This window comes from Mycobacterium sp. IDUB_37, assembly GCF_055419245.1.
The window spans coordinates 169985-188722 of the sequence record NZ_JBVAXG010000011.1; the positions used below are offsets into that span (position 1 = coordinate 169985).

General features: G+C 62.2%; 13 protein-coding genes. 12 read left to right on the forward strand and 1 reads right to left on the reverse strand.

The window, feature by feature from the left end; all coding sequences use genetic code 11:
* The first annotated feature begins 221 nt into the window (after positions 1-221).
* The 6 genes from ACZY1I_RS28025 (at position 222) to ppsA (ending at position 10417) form a co-directional block, all read left to right on the forward strand.
* Complete coding sequence (locus ACZY1I_RS28025) at positions 222-1319, forward strand: 3-oxoacyl-ACP synthase III family protein (protein ID WP_463760245.1); 1098 nt, start codon at positions 222-224, stop codon at positions 1317-1319.
* A complete protein-coding gene (locus ACZY1I_RS28030) occupies positions 1303-2187 on the forward strand; it encodes a 3-oxoacyl-[acyl-carrier-protein] synthase III C-terminal domain-containing protein (RefSeq protein ID WP_463760247.1) in 885 nt (294 codons plus the stop codon). Before ACZY1I_RS28025 ends, ACZY1I_RS28030 begins: the two co-directional genes overlap by 17 nt.
* Positions 2188-2208: 21 nt before the next feature.
* Positions 2209-3111 carry a universal stress protein gene (locus ACZY1I_RS28035; RefSeq protein WP_463760249.1) on the forward strand — a complete coding sequence of 301 codons (903 nt, stop codon included), beginning with the start codon at positions 2209-2211 and terminating at the stop codon, positions 3109-3111.
* Between the two features lie 70 nt (positions 3112-3181).
* Positions 3182-4192, forward strand: a complete 1011-nt coding sequence (locus tag ACZY1I_RS28040; protein WP_463760251.1) for a 1-phosphofructokinase family hexose kinase — start codon at positions 3182-3184, stop codon at positions 4190-4192.
* Positions 4189-7839 (forward strand): trehalose-phosphatase, encoded by a 3651-nt coding sequence (gene otsB / locus ACZY1I_RS28045; RefSeq protein ID WP_463760253.1) that lies wholly within the window; start codon positions 4189-4191, stop codon positions 7837-7839. Before ACZY1I_RS28040 ends, otsB begins: the two co-directional genes overlap by 4 nt.
* 181 nt (positions 7840-8020) lie before the next feature.
* Entirely contained in the window at positions 8021-10417 is a 2397-nt protein-coding gene (gene ppsA / locus ACZY1I_RS28050; protein ID WP_463760255.1) for a phosphoenolpyruvate synthase, read from the forward strand.
* A 168-nt stretch (positions 10418-10585) separates the two neighbouring features.
* Here the strand turns inward: ppsA and ACZY1I_RS28055 are convergent, their stop codons facing one another.
* Entirely contained in the window at positions 10586-11434 is an 849-nt protein-coding gene (locus ACZY1I_RS28055; RefSeq protein ID WP_463760258.1) for a universal stress protein, read from the reverse strand.
* A 981-nt stretch (positions 11435-12415) separates the two neighbouring features.
* On the opposite strand from ACZY1I_RS28055, the gene ACZY1I_RS28060 reads away from it, so the two are divergent.
* From ACZY1I_RS28060 to ACZY1I_RS28085, 6 genes are all read left to right on the forward strand, one after another.
* Positions 12416-14200, forward strand: a complete 1785-nt coding sequence (locus ACZY1I_RS28060) for an NAD(P)H-dependent oxidoreductase subunit E (RefSeq protein ID WP_463760261.1) — start codon at positions 12416-12418, stop codon at positions 14198-14200.
* A complete protein-coding gene (locus ACZY1I_RS28065) occupies positions 14197-14910 on the forward strand; it encodes a 2Fe-2S iron-sulfur cluster-binding protein (protein WP_463760263.1) in 714 nt (237 codons plus the stop codon). Before ACZY1I_RS28060 ends, ACZY1I_RS28065 begins: the two co-directional genes overlap by 4 nt.
* Positions 14907-15536, forward strand: a complete 630-nt coding sequence (locus ACZY1I_RS28070; protein ID WP_463760267.1) for an NADH-quinone oxidoreductase subunit B family protein — start codon at positions 14907-14909, stop codon at positions 15534-15536. Before ACZY1I_RS28065 ends, ACZY1I_RS28070 begins: the two co-directional genes overlap by 4 nt.
* A 7-nt stretch (positions 15537-15543) precedes the next feature.
* Positions 15544-17019 (forward strand): Ni/Fe hydrogenase subunit alpha, encoded by a 1476-nt coding sequence (locus tag ACZY1I_RS28075; protein ID WP_463760271.1) that lies wholly within the window; start codon positions 15544-15546, stop codon positions 17017-17019.
* Positions 17003-17485: a hydrogenase maturation protease gene (locus ACZY1I_RS28080; protein ID WP_463760274.1), complete on the forward strand. Its 483-nt coding sequence runs from the start codon at positions 17003-17005 to the stop codon at positions 17483-17485. The genes ACZY1I_RS28075 and ACZY1I_RS28080 overlap by 17 nt, the downstream gene beginning before the upstream one ends.
* 219 nt (positions 17486-17704) lie before the next feature.
* The gene (locus ACZY1I_RS28085; protein ID WP_463760276.1) at positions 17705-18589 is read left to right on the forward strand and encodes a universal stress protein; all 885 of its coding nucleotides are present in this window, start codon (positions 17705-17707) and stop codon (positions 18587-18589) included.
* Positions 18590-18738: the final 149 nt, after the last annotated feature.

Sequence of the window (18738 nt, forward strand, 5' to 3'; positions counted from 1 at the left end):
GACCACCCTGTTGGTCAATGTTGCTAGCTTTTGTCACCGATTCGTTGGGCAGAAGGGCACTAAGTCACCGCTCGATCTGCCGTATGTCACCACCCGGCCTCGGTCATCCAGTTCATCGAAAAGTGCTGAATTCAAATCAATTACGGCTCATTAGGGTCCAAATGCCCTGTTGGAAGGACGCGTTCACAACCCATGCTGTGAAAGCACAGGGAGAGGGGCGAATGTCCAAACACTGGTTGGTGATGGAGGGTGACGGACCCGCCGCGCCGTTTCGCGCCCGACTGGCCGGGGCCGGCCGACATCTGCCAGCCAGCGTGCTCACGACGGATCAGTTGATGGCGACCACGCGTCATCACACGCACATCGACCTGGAACGTCTGACAGGCATCCACGAACGTCACGTCTCGGTTGGGGACGAGGACTCCTTCAGCCTGGCGATCGCTGCAGCGCGGGATTGTCTGGACAGAGCACAACAAGACGCCGCGTCTCTCGATGTGGTGATCAACTGCAGCATCACGAAGTTTCGCGGCGGCCTCACCCAGTGGCTGGAACCGACGATGAGCATTGCTGTGGCCCGGGCCATCGGGGCCGATAAGGCAATGACTTTCGACATCTCCAACGCGTGCGCAGGAATGCTGACCGGAGTCACCGTACTCAACAATTGGATCCGGCAGGGCACCGTGCAGCGCGGGTTGGTGGTCAGCGGCGAATACATCTCGCAACTCGGCCAGAACGCGGCCAAGCATGTCCGCAACATCATGAGCAAAGAGCTCGCATGCCTGACCCTGGGGGACGCTGGAGCGGCCCTGCTGTTAGAACGCGCCACCCCTGGGTCCGCCGGAATAGATATCGCCGGATTCACCACCATTGCCGACTACAGCAGGCTGTGCCTTGCCTTCCCCAAGGGACATGATCCCGGCGCCCGGATGTTCACCAATTCGCGTGGGATCCAGCGGGCAGCCATCGCCAACACCCCGCTCTTACTGCACGAAGTACTCGAGGCCGCTGGCATAGCGATGCATGACATCGATCATGTGATTACGCATCAGACCTCTGCTCGCGCAATACGTAAAGGCATGGTGGCGATGTCTGCTGAATTCGGCGACAGTCCACAGCACGACGCGGTGATCACCGTCGATCGGTACGGAAATACCGCATCGACGACCCACACGGTCGCGCTGGTGGAAGAACTCGAAGCCGGCCGCGTCCTGCCGGGCGAGACCATCGCTTTGATCGCGCTGGCTTCAGGGCTGGAGATCGGAGTCGTTCTCCTTCGCGTCGATGAGGATTTGGTGGGTCGCTATGGGCACTGTCATTGATCGCCTCCACGTCACTCATGGCGGTTGGCGTAACCGGCACAGCGCACTGCGTCTGGCGGTCGCGGCGGCGACGACGTGTTTGCAGCGGGCAGGCCGAGCGCCCTCCGAGGTGGATCTGCTGATCAATACCGGCATCTATCGCGACAAGAATCTGGCGGAGCCGGCCCTCGCGGCGCTCATCCAGGACGACATCGGGGCCAATTCCGAGGACCCACACGAAGACGCCCACGGGACGTTCTCCTTCGATATTTCGAACGGAACATGCGGAGTCCTGACAGCACTACAGATCGCCGATGGATTCCTGAGGTCTCACGCCATCGACTGCGCCCTGATCGTCGCGAGCGACGCCGACCCAGGGCACGGCATGAGCGAGCGATTTCCGTACGCCCCGGTAGGAGCGGCGATGCTATGTGACTGGCGCGACGACGAATTCGGACTGGGTCGGGTGCACTGGGCCAATACCCCAGACGACGGTGAAAATCTTCGTGCGACAGTCGGGCTCGACGGCACCCGCAATGTCCTTCAATTCAGCGAATCAGCCTCGCTCGATGAGCAATTCGCCGCGGCCGGGGCCGAGGTGGTCCGCGATTGCCTCGCGGCGGCGTCTCTTGACCTCGCCGACATCGACACCATTGTCGTCGCGCCCGCACGGCACGGCTTTCGGGTGGCACTGGCCGCCCAGCTCGCGATTCCGGTGAAACGGATCGTGAGCACCGATGACCACGCCACACATACCGCTGCGCTGATAGCAGCAATCCGAAGCGCCACAGCAGAACTCGTGCCAGGCGGCCGCTTTCTGCTGGTCGCCGCCGGCGCAGGAGTTACCGCCGGCGCCGCCGTCTACCGCACCCCACCCCAATCGGCATAGCAAAGTAATCAGGACGGTGCCATGTCGAAGTTCAATACTCTCTCCGGGGTCGTCGTCGGCGTCGATGGTTCACCAGGCTCGCTGTCCGCGGTCCGGTGGGCCGCCCGCGACGCCGAGTTGCGTAAAGCTGCGCTGACATTGGTGCATGTTGTGCCGGCGACCGCGGGGGATTGGCTCGAATCGTCCTTGGTGCCGGAGTGGATGCGTGCGCAGCGCGAACACGGACGAAAAGTACTCGCCGAGGCCCGCCAGCTCGCCCTCGATAGTTACCAGCGCGGATCGGCGCGGATTGAATGCGAAATGCCCGCTGCTGTAACAGTTCCTGCACTAGTTGAGCTATCGCGGGACGCCGATCTGGTGGTGGTGGGTTGCCTCGGTACCGGGACGTTGCGGGGACGTCACCTGGGTTCGGTGAGCTTTGGCATGGTCTATCACGCGCATTGCCCGGTCGCCGTGATCCATGACGGCGTCGAGGTGACTGCCGATGCCGCGCAGGCCCCGGTGCTGCTGGGGATCGACGGCTCACCGGAATCAGAGTTGGCGACCGTGATCGCGTTCGATGAAGCCTCGCGCCGGAAGGTTGGGCTGGTGGCGTTACACGCCTGGAGCCCAGTTGGCATGTGGGACGACATCTTCAGTTTCCCGGGTCCGCGCTGGGCAGAGTTGAGGGCGGTGGAGGACGAAGTGCTCGCGGAGCGACTGGCCGGCTGGGCTGAACGTTACCCCGACGTATCCGTGCAACGGCACATCGTGCGCGATGAGCCGGCTCGTCAACTCGTAGAGACATCCGAGTGGGCGCAGCTGGTCGTTGTAGGTAGCCACGGCCGGGGTGGATTCGCCGGAATGTTGTTGGGCTCGGTAAGCGCCGCAGTTGTCCTGTTGGCCCGTGTGCCGGTCATCGTTGCTCGAGAAACGCGCAACTGAGGGTTCCGACATTGCCGGGTCACACGGACTAGCTGCCTTAATGCAGCCCAACGGAGCGGAACAGGTGCAAATGACAACGCCGGTCAGATCGCAAAACACTATCGTCACCCTGACGATGAATCCGGCGCTCGACATCACCACGCATACCGATCAGGTCATTCCCACCAATAAGATGCGTTGCGCGCTGCCCCGTTACGATCCCGGCGGCGGCGGAATCAATGTCGCGCGAATCGCCCATGTGCTCGGAGCGCCGGTGCTAGCGCTCTTTCCGGCAGGCGGCAACACCGGCGACAAGGTGACGGATCTGCTAGCCGAATCAGGCGTTCCGGCGCAGCGGATCAACGTGACAGGTGCCACCAGGGAAAGCTTCACGGTCGACGAGTCGAGCACCGGCGGGCAGTACCGGTTCGTGCTCCCGGGACCGTCGCTCACCGACGCCGAGCAGGCAGAGTGCCTCGAAAGGCTCAGTGCCGCAGCAGTATCTGCGGCCTTCGTTGTTGCCAGTGGCAGTCTGCCGCCCGGTGTGCCCGCCGACTTCTATCAGCGGGTCGCCGGCATCTGCGCAGAGCGTGGTGCGCGGCTGATTCTCGACGCCTCTGGGGCTGGACTGCGACACGTCACCTCCGGTGTCTTTCTGCTCAAACCGAGCCTGCGGGAACTTCGTGAATGTGTCGGACGGGCGCTCATCACCGATACAGACCAACTCGCCGCTGCGCGCGAACTCGTCGACCGCGGCTGCGCTCATTTCGTCGTCGTGTCACTCGGCTCCGAGGGAGCGCTGCTTGCGACATCGACTGGCTGCAAGCGCTACTCGCCGGTCAAGGTGCCCAGCGGCAGTGGCGTGGGGGCCGGCGATGCCATGACCGCCGGCATCACCGTGGGCCTCAGCCGCGGTTGGCAACTCGAAAAGGCGGTGCGACTAGGCATCGCAGCCGGTGCCGCCATGCTCTTGACTCCCGGCACCGCGTGCTGCACTCGCGACGACGCTGAGCGGCTATTCGAGATGGCCGCCGATCCCGAAGACATCGGCCCACCAAAGTACAGCAGTGTAGAAAAGCAGCCCGCAAGGACATCGCGATGACGCCACCCGTCACGATCGACCCTCGCCACCACGACGCTGTGATCTTCAACCTCGACGCTGTGTTAAGCGACATTGACGGTGTTCAGGTTTCAGAGTCGACTATCAAGCTGGTCCAAACACTGCTCGACGCGGGGGTCGCCACAGCTGTCTACTCGATGACAGGCGGTCAACGGCGCTTGAAAGCCGCTGGCGTTGAGAACCTTTTCGGTATGTGCGTCGATGGCGGCCCTGCCTCGGCTCTGTCCGAAATAACCGGCCGGCTCGGTGTGCGCTCGGGGCGGTGTGTCGTTGTCGACCACGCCCAGGCAGGGGTTGCGTCGGCCCATAGTGGCGGTTTCGCACTCGTCATCGGACTCGACTGCGCCGGTCCTGCCGTCAACTTGCTGAGCTGCGGCGCCGACGTTGTTGTCGCGCGGCTCGACGACGTCGCTGTTCGCACGGGTGACAGACAAATGTCGAAGCTCCCCGACGCGGTCCGGTCATACGGCCAGATGATCGGCATGCTCGGCACCCGGAAACCCATGCTATTTCTCGACTATGACGGCACGTTGTCCCCTATCGTCAACGATCCGGACTCCGCCACCCTGGTGGACGGAGCGGCCGAGGCACTGGAAACCCTTGCTGCGCAATGTCCCGTCGCCATCTTGACCGGTCGCGACCTGGCCGACATCCGTAGCCGGGTGCAGATACCCGGTATCTGGTATGCAGGCAGTCACGGTTTTGAGTTGACGGAACCTGACGGCACCTATCACCAAAACGAATCGGCTGCCGCCGCCGTCGAAGTCCTCCAGCGTGCGGCTGCCGAGTTGCGCGAAAGCCTGAAACAGATTCCCGGAGTTCGGGTAGAGCACAAACGCTTCGCCGTCGCGGTCCATTACCGCGAGGTCGCACCCGAACGCGTCAGCGAAATCGTCTCCGCCATACATAAACTCGGACGACGCGATGGCCTAAGACTGACGAATGGGCGGATGCTTGTCGAGTTGCGTCCGGACATCGACTGGGACAAAGGAACCACACTGGCCTGGATCCGTGCTCGCATCGACCCTTCAGGTTCTCTGCTACCGATCTACATCGGAGATGATCTCACCGACGAAGACGCCTTTGACGCAGTCCAATTGGGTGGCATCGGGATTGTGGTGCGACACGACGAGGACGGCGAACGCAAGACGGCCGCCCGTTTCAGTCTGCAGAGTCCCGATCAGGTGCGGGAGTTCGTCCGGCGCGGAGCGAACTGGCTGGCGCACAACCACAAGAACTCAACGCAGGCTTGGGATTTCACCTACGAAGGGTACGATCCGGCGAGCGAGAAGCTCCGCGAGGCATTGTGTACGTTGGGAAATGGTTATTTCGCCACCCGCGGTGCTGCGCCCGAATCGATGGCCGACCAGGTCCATTATCCAGGTACCTATGCCGCTGGGATTTACAACCGCCTTATCGACGACGTTTCAGGTACGGCCATCGACAACGAGAGTCTGGTCAACCTGCCCAACTGGCTGCCCTTGACGTTCCGAGTCAACGGCGGTAGCTGGTTCGACATCGACGCGGTCACGGTGCTGACCTACCGACAGACCCTGGATCTGCGCGGTGCGGTATTGACCAGGGAAGTGCGGTTCTGCGACGACGCCGGACGCACTAGTTTGTTGAAACAGCAACGATTCGTCGCCATGCACATGCCCCACGTCGCTGCCCTGAAGACGACGATCCTCGCCGAGGACTGGTCAGGGACAATCGAAATTCGCTCGACACTAGACGGCAATGTCACCAATTCGCTGGTCGAGCGCTACCGCGACTTGGCCAACGAGCATCTTGATTTGGTGGGAAAGCGGGAGATCTGTGCCGACTCCGTCCTCCTAGCGGTCCAGACCAATCAATCCCGCGTTCCGATTGCCATGGCGGCACGAAACAGTGTGTGGCGGGACGGCATTCCCATCCCGGCGATCTACCGTCTGGTCGACGAGGCAGCCGAAATTGGGCACGGTATCTGCGTCGAGATCTCGGTTGGTGAAGCCGTGACGGTGGAAAAGACCGTCACACTCTTTACCGGGCGCGATGTCGCGACGTCGGAGCCTGCTGCCGAGGCCGAGCGATGGTTGAGGCGACTTGGCAGGTTCGCCGAGTTGCGCGACGGGCACGTGCAGGAGTGGGCGCATCTGTGGGAGCGCCTGTCCATCGACTTCGAAGACCTCACCGACGAATTGCGCATCCTGCGACTACATCTCCTGCATCTGGTGCAGACCGTTTCACCCAACAGTTGCGACCTTGACGTCGGGGTGCCTGCACGCGGACTGCACGGCGAGGCATATCGCGGGCACATCTTCTGGGACGAACTATTCATTTACCCGGTCCTCAACCTGCGGCTGCCCATGGTGACCAGGGCGTTGCTGAGATACCGCTACCGGCGCCTGCCCGAAGCACGTCAGGCCGCGAAGGCGGCCGGATACTGCGGTGCGATGTTCCCGTGGCAATCCGGCAGCGATGGACGCGAGGAAAGCCAACAGCTCCACCTCAATCCGCGCAGCGGCCGATGGAATCCCGACTCGAGCGCCCGCGCCCAACATATCGGCATCGCTGTCGCCTATAGCGCATGGAAGTTCTACCAGGTCACCGGCGATCTCGCGTACCTGATCGACTACGGCGCGGAGATGTTGGCCGAGATCGCACGCTTCTGGGTGAGCAGGGCCACCTACGACGAGGATCGCGAACGCTACAGCATCCGAGGGGTAATCGGACCCGACGAGTTCCACTCTGGCTACCCCGACGCGCCGTATGACGGCGTCGACAACAACGCTTACACCAACGTGATGGCGGTGTGGGTGATCATGCGCGCCTTCGACGCACTGAAACTGCTACCGCTGCCGAACCGACTCGATCTCCTGGAAACCCTTGGACTGACCGGGGCGGAACTGGCGCGCTGGGATGACGTGAGCCGAAGGATGTATGTCCCCTTCCACGACGGCGTCATCAGCCAGTTCGAGGGATATGGCGAACTGGAGGAACTGGATTGGGACCGTCTCCGGCGCCAGTACGGCAACATCCAACGTCTGGACCGCATCCTCGAGGCGGAGAACGACGACGCAAACCGGTACAAAGCCTCCAAGCAGGCCGACGCCCTGATGCTGCTCTACCTGATGTCGGTCACGGAATTGTGTGAGCTTCTCGAGCGGCTCGGCTACCGCTACCCGCCGGACAACGTCCCCGACATGGTTGATTACTATCTGGGCCGTACGTCGCACGGGTCGACGCTCAGCGGTGTGGTGCATACCTGGGTACTCGCCAGGGCCAACCGTGATCGTGCAATGGAATTCTTTCAGCAGGCGCTGAAATCCGATGTGTCCGATATCCAGGGCGGTACAACGTCAGAAGGCGTCCACCTGGCGGCGATGGCCGGCAGCGTGGATCTCCTGCAGCGGTGCTTTACCGGGATGGAGACTCGGTCCAACCGCATCATCCTCTCCCCGCACTGGCCGGAAAACCTTGGTGTGCTGGCATTCCCGATTCGTTACCGAGGTCTGCACCTACACCTGCGGGTCAGCGGTAAGGGCGTGATCATCAGCGTGGATCCGCGCGATGCTGCCGGAGTCGAAGTGGAGTGCCATGGTCGGGTCGTTGTGCTGATGCCTGGGACCACAGTCCGGTTTCCGGGCTGACCGGGCATCGGCCGCCCGCTCGATCGGTGCCTGCAAAACCCACCAAATTCCATGTGTTTCAAACGGACTGACGCGATATCGAAGGAGTGACCTTCGGCCCTGGCAACGGTCCTTGCCGCTGTGGGAGGTTGGCACCCGTGGAGCTGTGGCAGGTAGAGCTGACCACCTGAGAGGACAAGTCATGAGTGCATCCGGGTATGTCCGCTTTTTCGAGGAGTTCGGCATCGATGACGTGCCACTCGTCGGCGGAAAGAACGCGTCGCTGGGCGAGATGTTCCAGCATCTGTCCGGGCAGGGCGTGCGTGTTCCGTACGGATTCGCCGTCACCGCCCAGGCCTATCGGCATGTGTTGGACGAGGCCGACGCGTGGGGCCGGCTGCATGCCGAGCTCGATGGGCTCGACCCCACCGACGTCGCCGCGTTGGCGCGTAGGGGCAAGCGCGCCCGTGAGATCGTTTATGGCGCTGGGCTTCCCGACGACCTGGCCGCAGAGATTCTGGCCGGCTACCGAAAGCTGCAGCAGGAGTACGGCGAGGAAGTAAGTCTCGCGGTGCGGAGTTCGGCTACCGCTGAGGATCTGCCGACGGCGAGCTTTGCCGGCCAACAGGATTCATACCTGAACGTCAAGGGTGAGCAGAGTCTGCTGGACACGTGCCGCCGGTGCTTCGCCAGCCTGTTCACCGATCGCGCCATTCACTACCGAATCGACCGGGGCTTCGACCACTTCAAGGTCTCCCTGTCGATCGGTGTGATGAAGATGGTGCGCTCCGATATCTCGTCGTCGGGAGTGATGTTCTCAATCGACACCGAGTCGGGGTTTCGCGACGCTGTCTTGGTGACAGGCGATTACGGCCTTGGTGAGAATGTGGTTCAGGGCGCCGTCGACCCCGACGAGTTTTACGTCCACAAGCCGACTTATCTCGCGGGCCACCGCGCGGTGCTGCGTCGCCGCATCGGCGACAAGGCGGTGAAGATGATCCTCGTCGAGGGTGACACGAAGAGCACGACGCGCAACGTCCCGACGCCGAAGTATGACCGCGCCCGGTTCTGCCTCACCGATGAGGACGTCCTTGAGTTGGCCGGCTACGCGTGCACCATCGAGGCGCACTACGGGCGGCCGATGGACATGGAGTGGGCCAAGGACGGTCTGGACGGGAAGCTCTACATCGTCCAGGCCCGCCCCGAGACGGTGGCCTCGCAGCAAAGCGCAACGGCGGTGGAAAACTACGTGCTGGAAGGCCGTGGGGAGATTATCGCCGAGGGCCGCGCAGTCGGAGACCGGATCGCCTCGGGCGTGACGAGAAGAATCGAGAATCCCGAGCATCTCTGCGAATTCAACCCCGGCGAGGTATTAGTCGCCGACACCACCACGCCGGACTGGGAGCCGATCATGAAGTCCGCCGCCGCGATCATCACCAACCGCGGCGGTCGCACCTGCCATGCGTCGATCGTCGCTCGTGAACTCGGCATCCCAGCAGTGGTCGGCGCGGGCGACGTGACCACGTCCGTGCCCGACGGCGCCGCTGTGACGGTGTCGTGCGCCGAAGGCGACACGGGCCGTGTCTACCGGGGTGAGATCGGTTTCCGTGTCGACCGGACCGAGGTGGCCGATCTCGCGCGGCCGCGAACCCAGATCATGGTCAACCTCGGGAACCCCGACCTCGCCTTCAAGACGGCGGCGCTGCCCAACGACGGCGTGGGACTCGCCCGGATGGAATTCATCGTCAGTGAGTACATCCGGGTGCACCCGCTGGCTCTGCTGCATCCCGAGAAGGTCGAGGACTCCGAGGCGCGTCGTACGATCGATCGGCTCACCAGCGGCTATCCCGATGGACGCACCTTTTTCGTGGAGCGCTTGTCCGAAGGGATCGGCACCATCGCCGCCGCCTTCTGGCCCAAGCCCGTTGTGGTGCGGATGTCGGACTTCAAGACCAACGAGTACGCCAGCCTGATCGGCGGTGCAACCTTCGAGCCATCGGAGAGCAACCCGATGATCGGATTCCGCGGGGCTTCGCGCTACGCGCATCCCGCCTATGCCGAGGGTTTCGCACTCGAGTGTCGTGCGATGCGACGTGTACGTGACGAGATGGGTCTGACGAACGTGATTCTGATGGTCCCGTTCGTGCGTCGAATCGCCGAAGCTGATCTCGTCCTTCAGACGATGGCAGACCTAGGTCTACGTCGGGGCGAGAACGGGCTCAAGATTTACGCCATGTGCGAGATCCCGAACAACGTGCTGTTGATCGACGAATTCGCCAAGCGTTTCGACGGTTTCTCCATCGGCTCCAACGACCTGACTCAGCTCACCCTCGGTGTCGACAGGGACAGCGAGATCGTGGCCTTCGACTACGACGAACGCGACGAAGGTGTCAAGAAAATGATTCGCCTGGCCGTTGAGGGCTGTCGGCGCAACGGGATTCACTCGGGACTGTGCGGACAAGCACCCTCAGATCACCCCGACATGGCCGAGTTCCTGATTCAAATCGGCATCGATTCGATGAGCCTGAACCCCGACACAGTCATTAAGACCACCCGCCGCGTCCTCGAGGTGGAAAACCAACTCGTGCCGGCTAATTGAGCAGCGTTGGGTTCGATCGACCGGCGGCCGGACTATTGGTGCGGTCAGTCGGCCGCAGACGGCGCGGGCACAGCATGAACTTGCAGTGACATGCGGGCCGCTCGAGGAAGGGACGTGGAAATCTGATTCGATATTCCTCATATTCGCAATCACCCCATTTCATTCTTGTCAGCGATTGACGATGAGCAGCGAACAGTCGGCGTCCTGCAGTACGGCACCGCCGACTGGCCCGAGAAGTTCCTTGAGATGCTCACGGTTGTGGGTGCCCATGATCACCAGCTGCACCGATCGGCAGTTGTAAGCCAGAAACTCCATGAAGGTGCTGTGGACCGCCACCGACTCCGCCCCGAGATCCGGATAGCAGCGTTTCCAGCGGGCCAGCCGACGATCGAGGTCTGCGAGTGTCTGGCGATACCTTTCGCCCGCTGCCGCCGCATCGTCCGACACGACTCGCCGGCAGATGATCGCCTCCACGGTGGCGTTGCGCAGCCGGGCCTCTTGCATAGCGACGTCCAGCAGCACACCGTTGTCAGAAGACGTGTCCGTTTCGACCACGATCCGATGCAGTCGCGGTCCGGTTCGGTCGTGGGGCTCACGAATGATGGCCACCGGGCACTTCGCCGATAGGGCCAGAGCCACCGCGGTGGAGCCCACCCGAACCGGTCGAAAGTTGTGTGATCCGACCGCACCAACACACACCATGGTCGCGAGTGCCGACGCGTCGATCAACGACCTGGTCGGCGGCCCCTGGACAATCTCCGTCTCGATTTTTACCGGCTGGCCCGTGGCTTCGATTGCGGTCGATGCGCGGCAAACTGCGGCTTCTGCGGTGGCGAGCTCGTGTGCCGCGGCCTCCGAATCCGCAGCCACGGTGTCCTTTTGCTCAATCGCATACAGCAGACGCACCGGGACGTTGCGGTTCACCGCCTCGTCAACCGCCCACATCGCAGCGCGTATTGCCGCCTCTGAGCCGTCGATACCGACAAAAATTGGGCGAGGTGTGGGTGACTCATTCATCGCTAGGCCTTTCGGATCAATCACGGCTAACCAGCATGGAGTGGCCGGGAGCCCGCAATCGGATGGCATTTGGCACCGGCAAGCTCGGCGATCTGATCGGCCTCGGCTCTGCCTGCAACGGCCAATTCAAGTGAACTGCTACGGGTTTCGGGATTAACTGAGGGGATCTTCCTGCTCACTGTTTGTTCGATCGCCCACTTGGCGGCATTGATGGACCCTGTAATCGTCGGTGCCCAACGTCCGCCGTCGTCGAATGCAGCTGGTCCATGTGCACTCCTGCCTTGATGGCCAACGGCCGAAATCTGAACTGACTCAACGTCAGGCTATAGAGCCGACTGTCTTTATGGAGGGGCCGTTAGGCCCCATTTCGATGCCGTTCGTCCCCAAGAAGTGACACCTGCACTACGTGCCGTGCTTCCAACGAGTGCTTGCTTGCAGAAGCGCGGCAGCACCTCAACACCAATGCGCCGGTCATTGCAGGAATCCGATGCGGCGGCAATCGAATTGAACATCTCCCACCCTCTCAGGGAACGGCAGAGCTCGGCCCGTACTTCAGCGAACCGTGAAATGGCTCGGCGCCTGGACGGGGCGGCGTAGACGGCTTGTGATGTTCAACCGATTACTGCAACCCGATACCGACCCCAAACCCGTGGGCCGTGGTGTGCACGGGTAGGTGCGTGAGGCCGTAATGATTCGGTTGCCGCTCAACTGGATTGCGTTGTTGCGCGGACGAATCGGCGCATCCTTGCCGGGGCGGCCAACGTGGAACTGATCGAATACTTGTTGGCAGGTCCTTCCCGCCGAGATCTTCATCGGACTAGGCTCGATCATGTCCGCGACAGACGATCCAGTGATTGTGCTCAAACGTCCCGGACAGCGCGGGGCGCAAGGCTGCTCAGCGCCGTGGTGAGCGGCGGGTCGCTCTCGAGACCAAGGTCTGCCACCGAGAGGAGGAGCGTCATCGTCAAAGCCAAGGCGGATGTGACCTCCGCTATCGCGCGAATTCTCAATGGGCGGCAGCCAGACCGCACTTCGCTCATCGACATCTTGTGGCATGTGCAACGTGAGTCGGGCTACATTTCCGCCGAAGCCGCCGCGGTGATAGCCGACTGGCTGTGTTTATCCGCAAAGGATGTTTTGGAGACCGCGAGTTTTTACCACTTCTTACACACCACGCCCTCGGGTCGTCATCGGATCTATCTCAGCAACACTGTCATCGCCAAAATGCACGGCTACCGCCAAGTGTTCGAGGCACTAGAACTCGAGACCGGAACGCGATTCGGCGGCCCCGGCTCAGCCGATTTCGGGCTTTTTGAAACCGCGTGCATCGGGATGGGCGATCACGAACCAGCGATGCTCATCGACGACGTCGTATTCACAGATCTGACGCCGGCTTCGGTCCGCGAGATCGTCAGAAGACTGAAAATGGGTGATTCGCCGGCGCAAATCGCCAATCCGGCTGGCCTGCCCCGCGATGACTTGGCGTACGTCGATGCACTTACGCGCACCGCCGTGCGTACGTCCGGGCCGGTGTTCTTTTGCGGTGACACCGACTACCGCGCGCTTTTGCGCCGCTGCAAGGCGATGACTGCTGAGGCTGTGGTCTCCACCATTTCTGAATCTGGCTTGCGGGGACGTGGCGGTGCTGGGTTTTCCACCGGCAAGAAGTGGACGTTCTGCCGCGCTGCGACCGGCGACGAAAAGTACATCATCTGTAACGCCGATGAAGGTGAGCCGGGGACCTTCAAGGACCGTGCTTTGCTGACGTACTCGCCCAAGCAGGTACTTGTGGGCATGGCGATCGCCGCCCACAGCGTCGGCGCCCGGCAAGGGATTCTCTACCTGCGCGCGGAGTACGCGTACCTGCAGGCCTACCTCGGGCGACAGTTGGCAGAGCTACGCGAGGATGGAGTACTCGGGCAAGCGTTCGACGTCCGGATCCAGTTGGGTGCCGGCGCTTATATCTGCGGCGACGAGTCCGCCCTCATCGAGTCCTGTGAGGGCAAGCGAGGTACGCCGCGACTCAAGCCGCCGTTTCCGGTCGAGCACGGGTTCCGGGGCAAGCCAACGGTGGTGAACAACGTCGAGACCTTCGCCGCGGTGACCAGGATCATGCAGGAGGGTGCCGAGTGGTTCGCGGCCATGGGTGTCCCGGGATCAACCGGCACCCGGCTGCTCAGCGTCGCCGGCGACTGCGCCGCTCCCGGGATCTATGAGACGGAGTGGGGGGTGACGTTGCGTCAGGTGCTCGACATGGTCGGCGCCGACAACCCGCGGGCCGTACAGATCAGCGGTCCGTCTGGCGAAATGCTCTCGGTGGCCGCCGACGCCGACCGCGGGCTTGCCTACGACGATCTGTCCTGCAACGGCTCTTTCATGGTGTTCAATCACGACCGCGATCTGATCGACATCGTCGGGGACTTCATGCAGTTCTTCGTCGACGAATCCTGCGGCATCTGTGTGCCCTGCCGCGTAGGCAACGTGATGCTGCGGCAGAAGGTGAGTCTGGTAGCCGCGGGGCGGGCAGCCCGATCCGATATCGACGACATGGTTTCCTGGGGTGGGATCGTCTCTCGCACCAGCCGATGCGGGCTGGGCGTTACTTCTCCGAATCCGATCCTGACCACGCTGAACAAGTTCCCGGATATCTACTCGTCCCGACTTCGTGAGCGCAACGGCGAGCTGCTGCCGTCCTTCGATCCAGAGGATGAGCTGACCGGCTATGCCCAAGCCGTTGCCGCGCTGGCACCCCAGGAGTCGCCGTGACCATCAGGATCGAGATCGACGGCAAAACCGTCACCTGTGAGGAGGGCAGGACACTCGTCGACGTCGCCGCGGAGGCGGGCGTCTACATCCCGACCTTGTGCTATCTGCCCCAACATCCTGTCCTGGGCACCTGCCGGGTGTGCTCGGTCAAGGTCAACGGCGAGGTCGCCCCCGCCTGTGCGGTCGAGGTCAGCGGTGGGATGAGGGTGGAGGTCAACGACCCCGAGACCACCGACACGCGTAAAGCGTTGGTGGAGTTGCTGTTCGCTGAGGGCAACCACAACTGCCCCAGCTGTGAAAAGGCTGGCCGGTGCACGCTGCAGGGGGTCGGCTACGAGGTGGACATGATGGTGTCGCGCTTCCCCTACCAGTTCCCCGAGCGGGTTGCCGACCATGCGGCGGACACGATCTGGCTGGAGCGCGACCGCTGCATCTTCTGCCAACGTTGTGTGGAGTTCGTCCGCGATCACGAGACCGGCAAGAAGATCTTCAGCATCAACGGCCGCGGCCCGCATGCCCGCATCGAGATCGACCTCGAACTCGCCAACAAGATGCCCCGCGAGCAGGTCCGCGCGGCCGTCGACATCTGCCCGGTGGGAACGATTCTCGAAAAAGGGGTGGGATACGACGAGCCTATCGGCGCGCGGCGCTACGACGTCGAATCGGTGAAAGACCGGGCGCTGGAAGCATCGCGGAGGCAACAAAGGTGACGACGTCGAGCCCTAATGAGTTTGCTTCGCACGAACTTCCGGCCACCCCGTTCGACCCTGAGCTAGCGGCCAAGCGCGCGGGGAAGATCAAGGTCTCGATGATCAGCCTATGCGGCTGTTGGGGATGTAGCTTGTCGTTGCTCGACATCGACGAGCGGATGATCGCCCTGTTGGACAAGATCACCATCCTGCGGTCGTCGTTCACCGACATCAAGCGCATTCCGGAGCGGTGCGCGATCGGATTCATCGAGGGCGGTGTCGCCAACGAGGACAATATCGAGACGCTGCGGCATTTCAGGGGCAATTGCGACGTTCTGATCTCGGTCGGCGCCTGCGCGATCTGGGGTGGTGTCCCGGCGCTGCGTAACCTGGTGGGGCTCAAAGATTGTGTGGCGGAGGCATACACGAACTCCCCGACGGCGCCGCCTGACGCCGGCCCGGTGGTGCCTTACCACAATCGGATCCCGATCCTCACCAACAACGTGTACCCGTGCCACGAGGTCGTGCACATGGACTACTTCATCCCGGGCTGCCCGCCGGGAGCAGACGCGATCCTCGACGTCCTGGAGGACCTCGTCGACGGACGTCCGGTGAATCTGCCCCGGTCTCTCAACCACTTCGACTGATCGGGGAATGACCTCTGTGGCAACAACACTCGTGATCGATCCGGTCACCCGAATCGAGGGACACGGAAAGGTGGTCATCGAACTCGATGACGACCGCAACGTCGTCGACGCCAAGCTGCACGTGGTGGAGTTCCGCGGCTACGAAAAGTTCATCCAGGGCCACCCGTACTGGGAAGCACCAGTTCTCATGCAGCGGATCTGCGGGATCTGCTTCGTCAGCCACCATCTGGGCGGGGCGAAGGCCCTCGACGAGATGATCGGGATCGGGCCGACGTCAGGCACTTATCTCACCCCGACCGCGATCAAGATGCGCCGACTGGGTCACTACGCACAGATGCTGCAATCCCACGTCACCGCCTACTTCTACCTGGTGGTGCCGGAGATGTTGTTCGGGATCGACGCCGCCCCCGAACAGCGCAACTTCATCGGTCTGATCGAGGCCAACCCTGCTCTCGTCAAACGCGTTGTCCGGCTGCGTAAGTGGGGCCAAGAGGTCATCGCCGCCGTCTTCGGAAAACGCATGCATGGCCTCTCCGCGGTGCCCGGCGGCGTAAACAATAGCCTCACGGCGGCCGACGTCGACCGATTCCTGCGCGGCGATGACGGATTGTCCTCCATCGACGAGGTCATCGACGACGCCCAGTTGGGTCTGCAGATGTTCTACGACTTCCACGACGAGTACCGTGCCCAGGTCGACGGCTTCGCCAACGTGTCCGCGCTGAACATGTGTCTGGTGAACCATGACGGCAACGTCGATTACTACGACGGACGGCTCAGGATCGTCGACGAGCAGAAGAAGCTCGTCCGCGAGTTCGATTACCGCGACTATCTCGATCACTTCTCCGAGGGTGTCGAGAAGTGGACCTACATGAAGTTCCCGTTCCTCACCGACCTCGGCCGGGACGCGGGGTCCGTGCGGGTGGGCCCACTGGCCCGGCTCAACGTCACACGGACCCTCTCAACCCCAATCGCCGCCGAAGCGCTGGAGAAGTTTCACGCCTACACCGGCGGGCGCGCCAATAACATGACGCTGCACACCAACTGGGCTCGCACCATCGAAATCATCCACGCCGCCGAGGTTGTCAAGGACCTGCTCAACGATCCCGACCTGCAACAGGATGACCTGGTGGTGTCACCCGGCGCCGATGCCTGGACCGGGAACGGGGTCGGTGTCGTGGAAGCCCCCCGGGGGACCCTCTTGCACCACTATCGCGCCGATCGCGAAGGCAATATCACCTTCGCCAACCTGATCGTGGCAACCACCCAGAACAACCAGGTACTCAACCGGACGGTCCGCAGCGTCGCCGAGGACTACCTCGGCGGCCAGGCTAAGATCACCGAGGGCATGATGAACGCCATCGAGGTAGGGATCCGCGCCTATGATCCCTGCCTGAGCTGCGCCACCCACGCGCTCGGCCAGATGCCGTTGACAGTCACCGTGGTGGACGCGCAGGGGCGGGTGCTAAATGAGCGTGCACGCTGAACCGCACCGCGTCACGCTTGGGCTCTTCGACAGCCCCACGTCGCTGATCTACGGCATCGGCAACGACGGACGTCAGGACGACGGATTGGGCTGGGCATTTATAGACCGGCTCGAGCAGATCCGTCCTCGGCCGCACGCACGCCTGCGCCGTACTTACCAGCTGAACCTCGAAGACGCTGATCTGATCAGCCGGTACAGGCGAGTGTTGTTTGTGGATGCTACGAAAGACGCTGCAGTCCAATCGTTTGTCATGAGCCGCCCGCAGCCGAAGCTGGACTTCAGCTTCACCTCGCACGCGATCTCCATACCGTCCATCCTGGCAACCAGCCAGCAGTGCTTCGACTACGTACCCGACGCTTACTTGCTGGCCATCCGCGGGTACGAGTGGGAACTTCAGGAGGGTCTGACTGACCCCGCGCAAGACAATCTCAACCACTCACTGGACTTCTTGTCAGCGTCGCGGTAGCCCAGCCGGCGAAGCGATGGCGATAGGTGACAAAAGTCGCGTGGAGCAGAGTCCAAGGGCTCTAACGGCTGCTACGACTCACGCATATCGTTATAGCTGCCAACATCTCCCAGGCCGACTGTCTTTATCTATTTGCCAAAACCCATTGGCGATAACGACGTCGATGCGTTAAACAGCCGGGCTGGTTGCCGAGCAATGACAACGCGAGGATGCCGACAAATGTCCACGACCGAAACAAAATACGGAGTGCTGGTTTGCGTCGATGGATCGGAAGCCTCTGACGCCGCGGTAGCCTGGGCGACCCGGGAGGCAATGATGCGAAAGATGCCGCTGACGATTATGCATGCCGCCGAACCCGTGGTAGTCGGTTGGCCGGCGGGCCAGTTGCGCACCAGCATGCCGGAGTGGCAACGAGAACACGTCGATGTGGTCATCGCCGAAGCCCGTGAGGCACTAGATGCTGCAATCGGCGGTTCGACTCCGCCCAAGTCGGAAATCCAAGTGCTCTACGCACGGACTGTCCCGACGTTGATTGAGGCCTCGCGCGATGCATCGATGATCGTCGTTGGAAATCAGGGAATCGGCGCGTTGGCGCGCTTGCTGTTGGGATCAGTCACTGCTGCACTCCTGCATCATGCGCATTGCCCTGTGGTGGTGATTCATGGCGATCAAAGCACCGATCCCGCTGACGGCGGCCCTGTGTTGCTGGGAATTGATGGCTCGCCGGCGTCGGAAGCTGCTACCGCCTGGGCTTTCGAAGAGGCCTCGCACCGAGGTACGGATCTGTTGGCACTGCACGCATGGAGTGATGTCGGGGTCTTTTCGATCCTCGGGATGGACTGGCGCCAAAGGGAAGACGAAGGCCAAGAGGTCCTGGCCGAGCGCCTTGCGGGTTGGCGTGACCAGTATCCGGATGTGAATGTGAAACAGAAACTTGTGTGCGATCAGCCCGCCCGCTGGCTCATCGAGGAATCAGCGCAGGCACAACTCGTCATCCTGGGAAGTCATGGGCGCGGCGGTTTCTCCGGCCTGCTCCTGGGCTCGGTGAGTTCTGCGGTGGCCCAGGCCGTAACGACACCGGTAATAGTCGTGCGTAATCGCTGAGCCGAGAGATTCAGGTCTCGACCACTGCTCGCAGCTGTCACGACGGTGACTTCAGACCCTATTTCGTGATCGGGGACGGTCGAATAATTGCTCTGAATCAGAAGTGGATAGAGCCTGTCGTACCGTGAAGACGAAAAGAGTGAGATGAC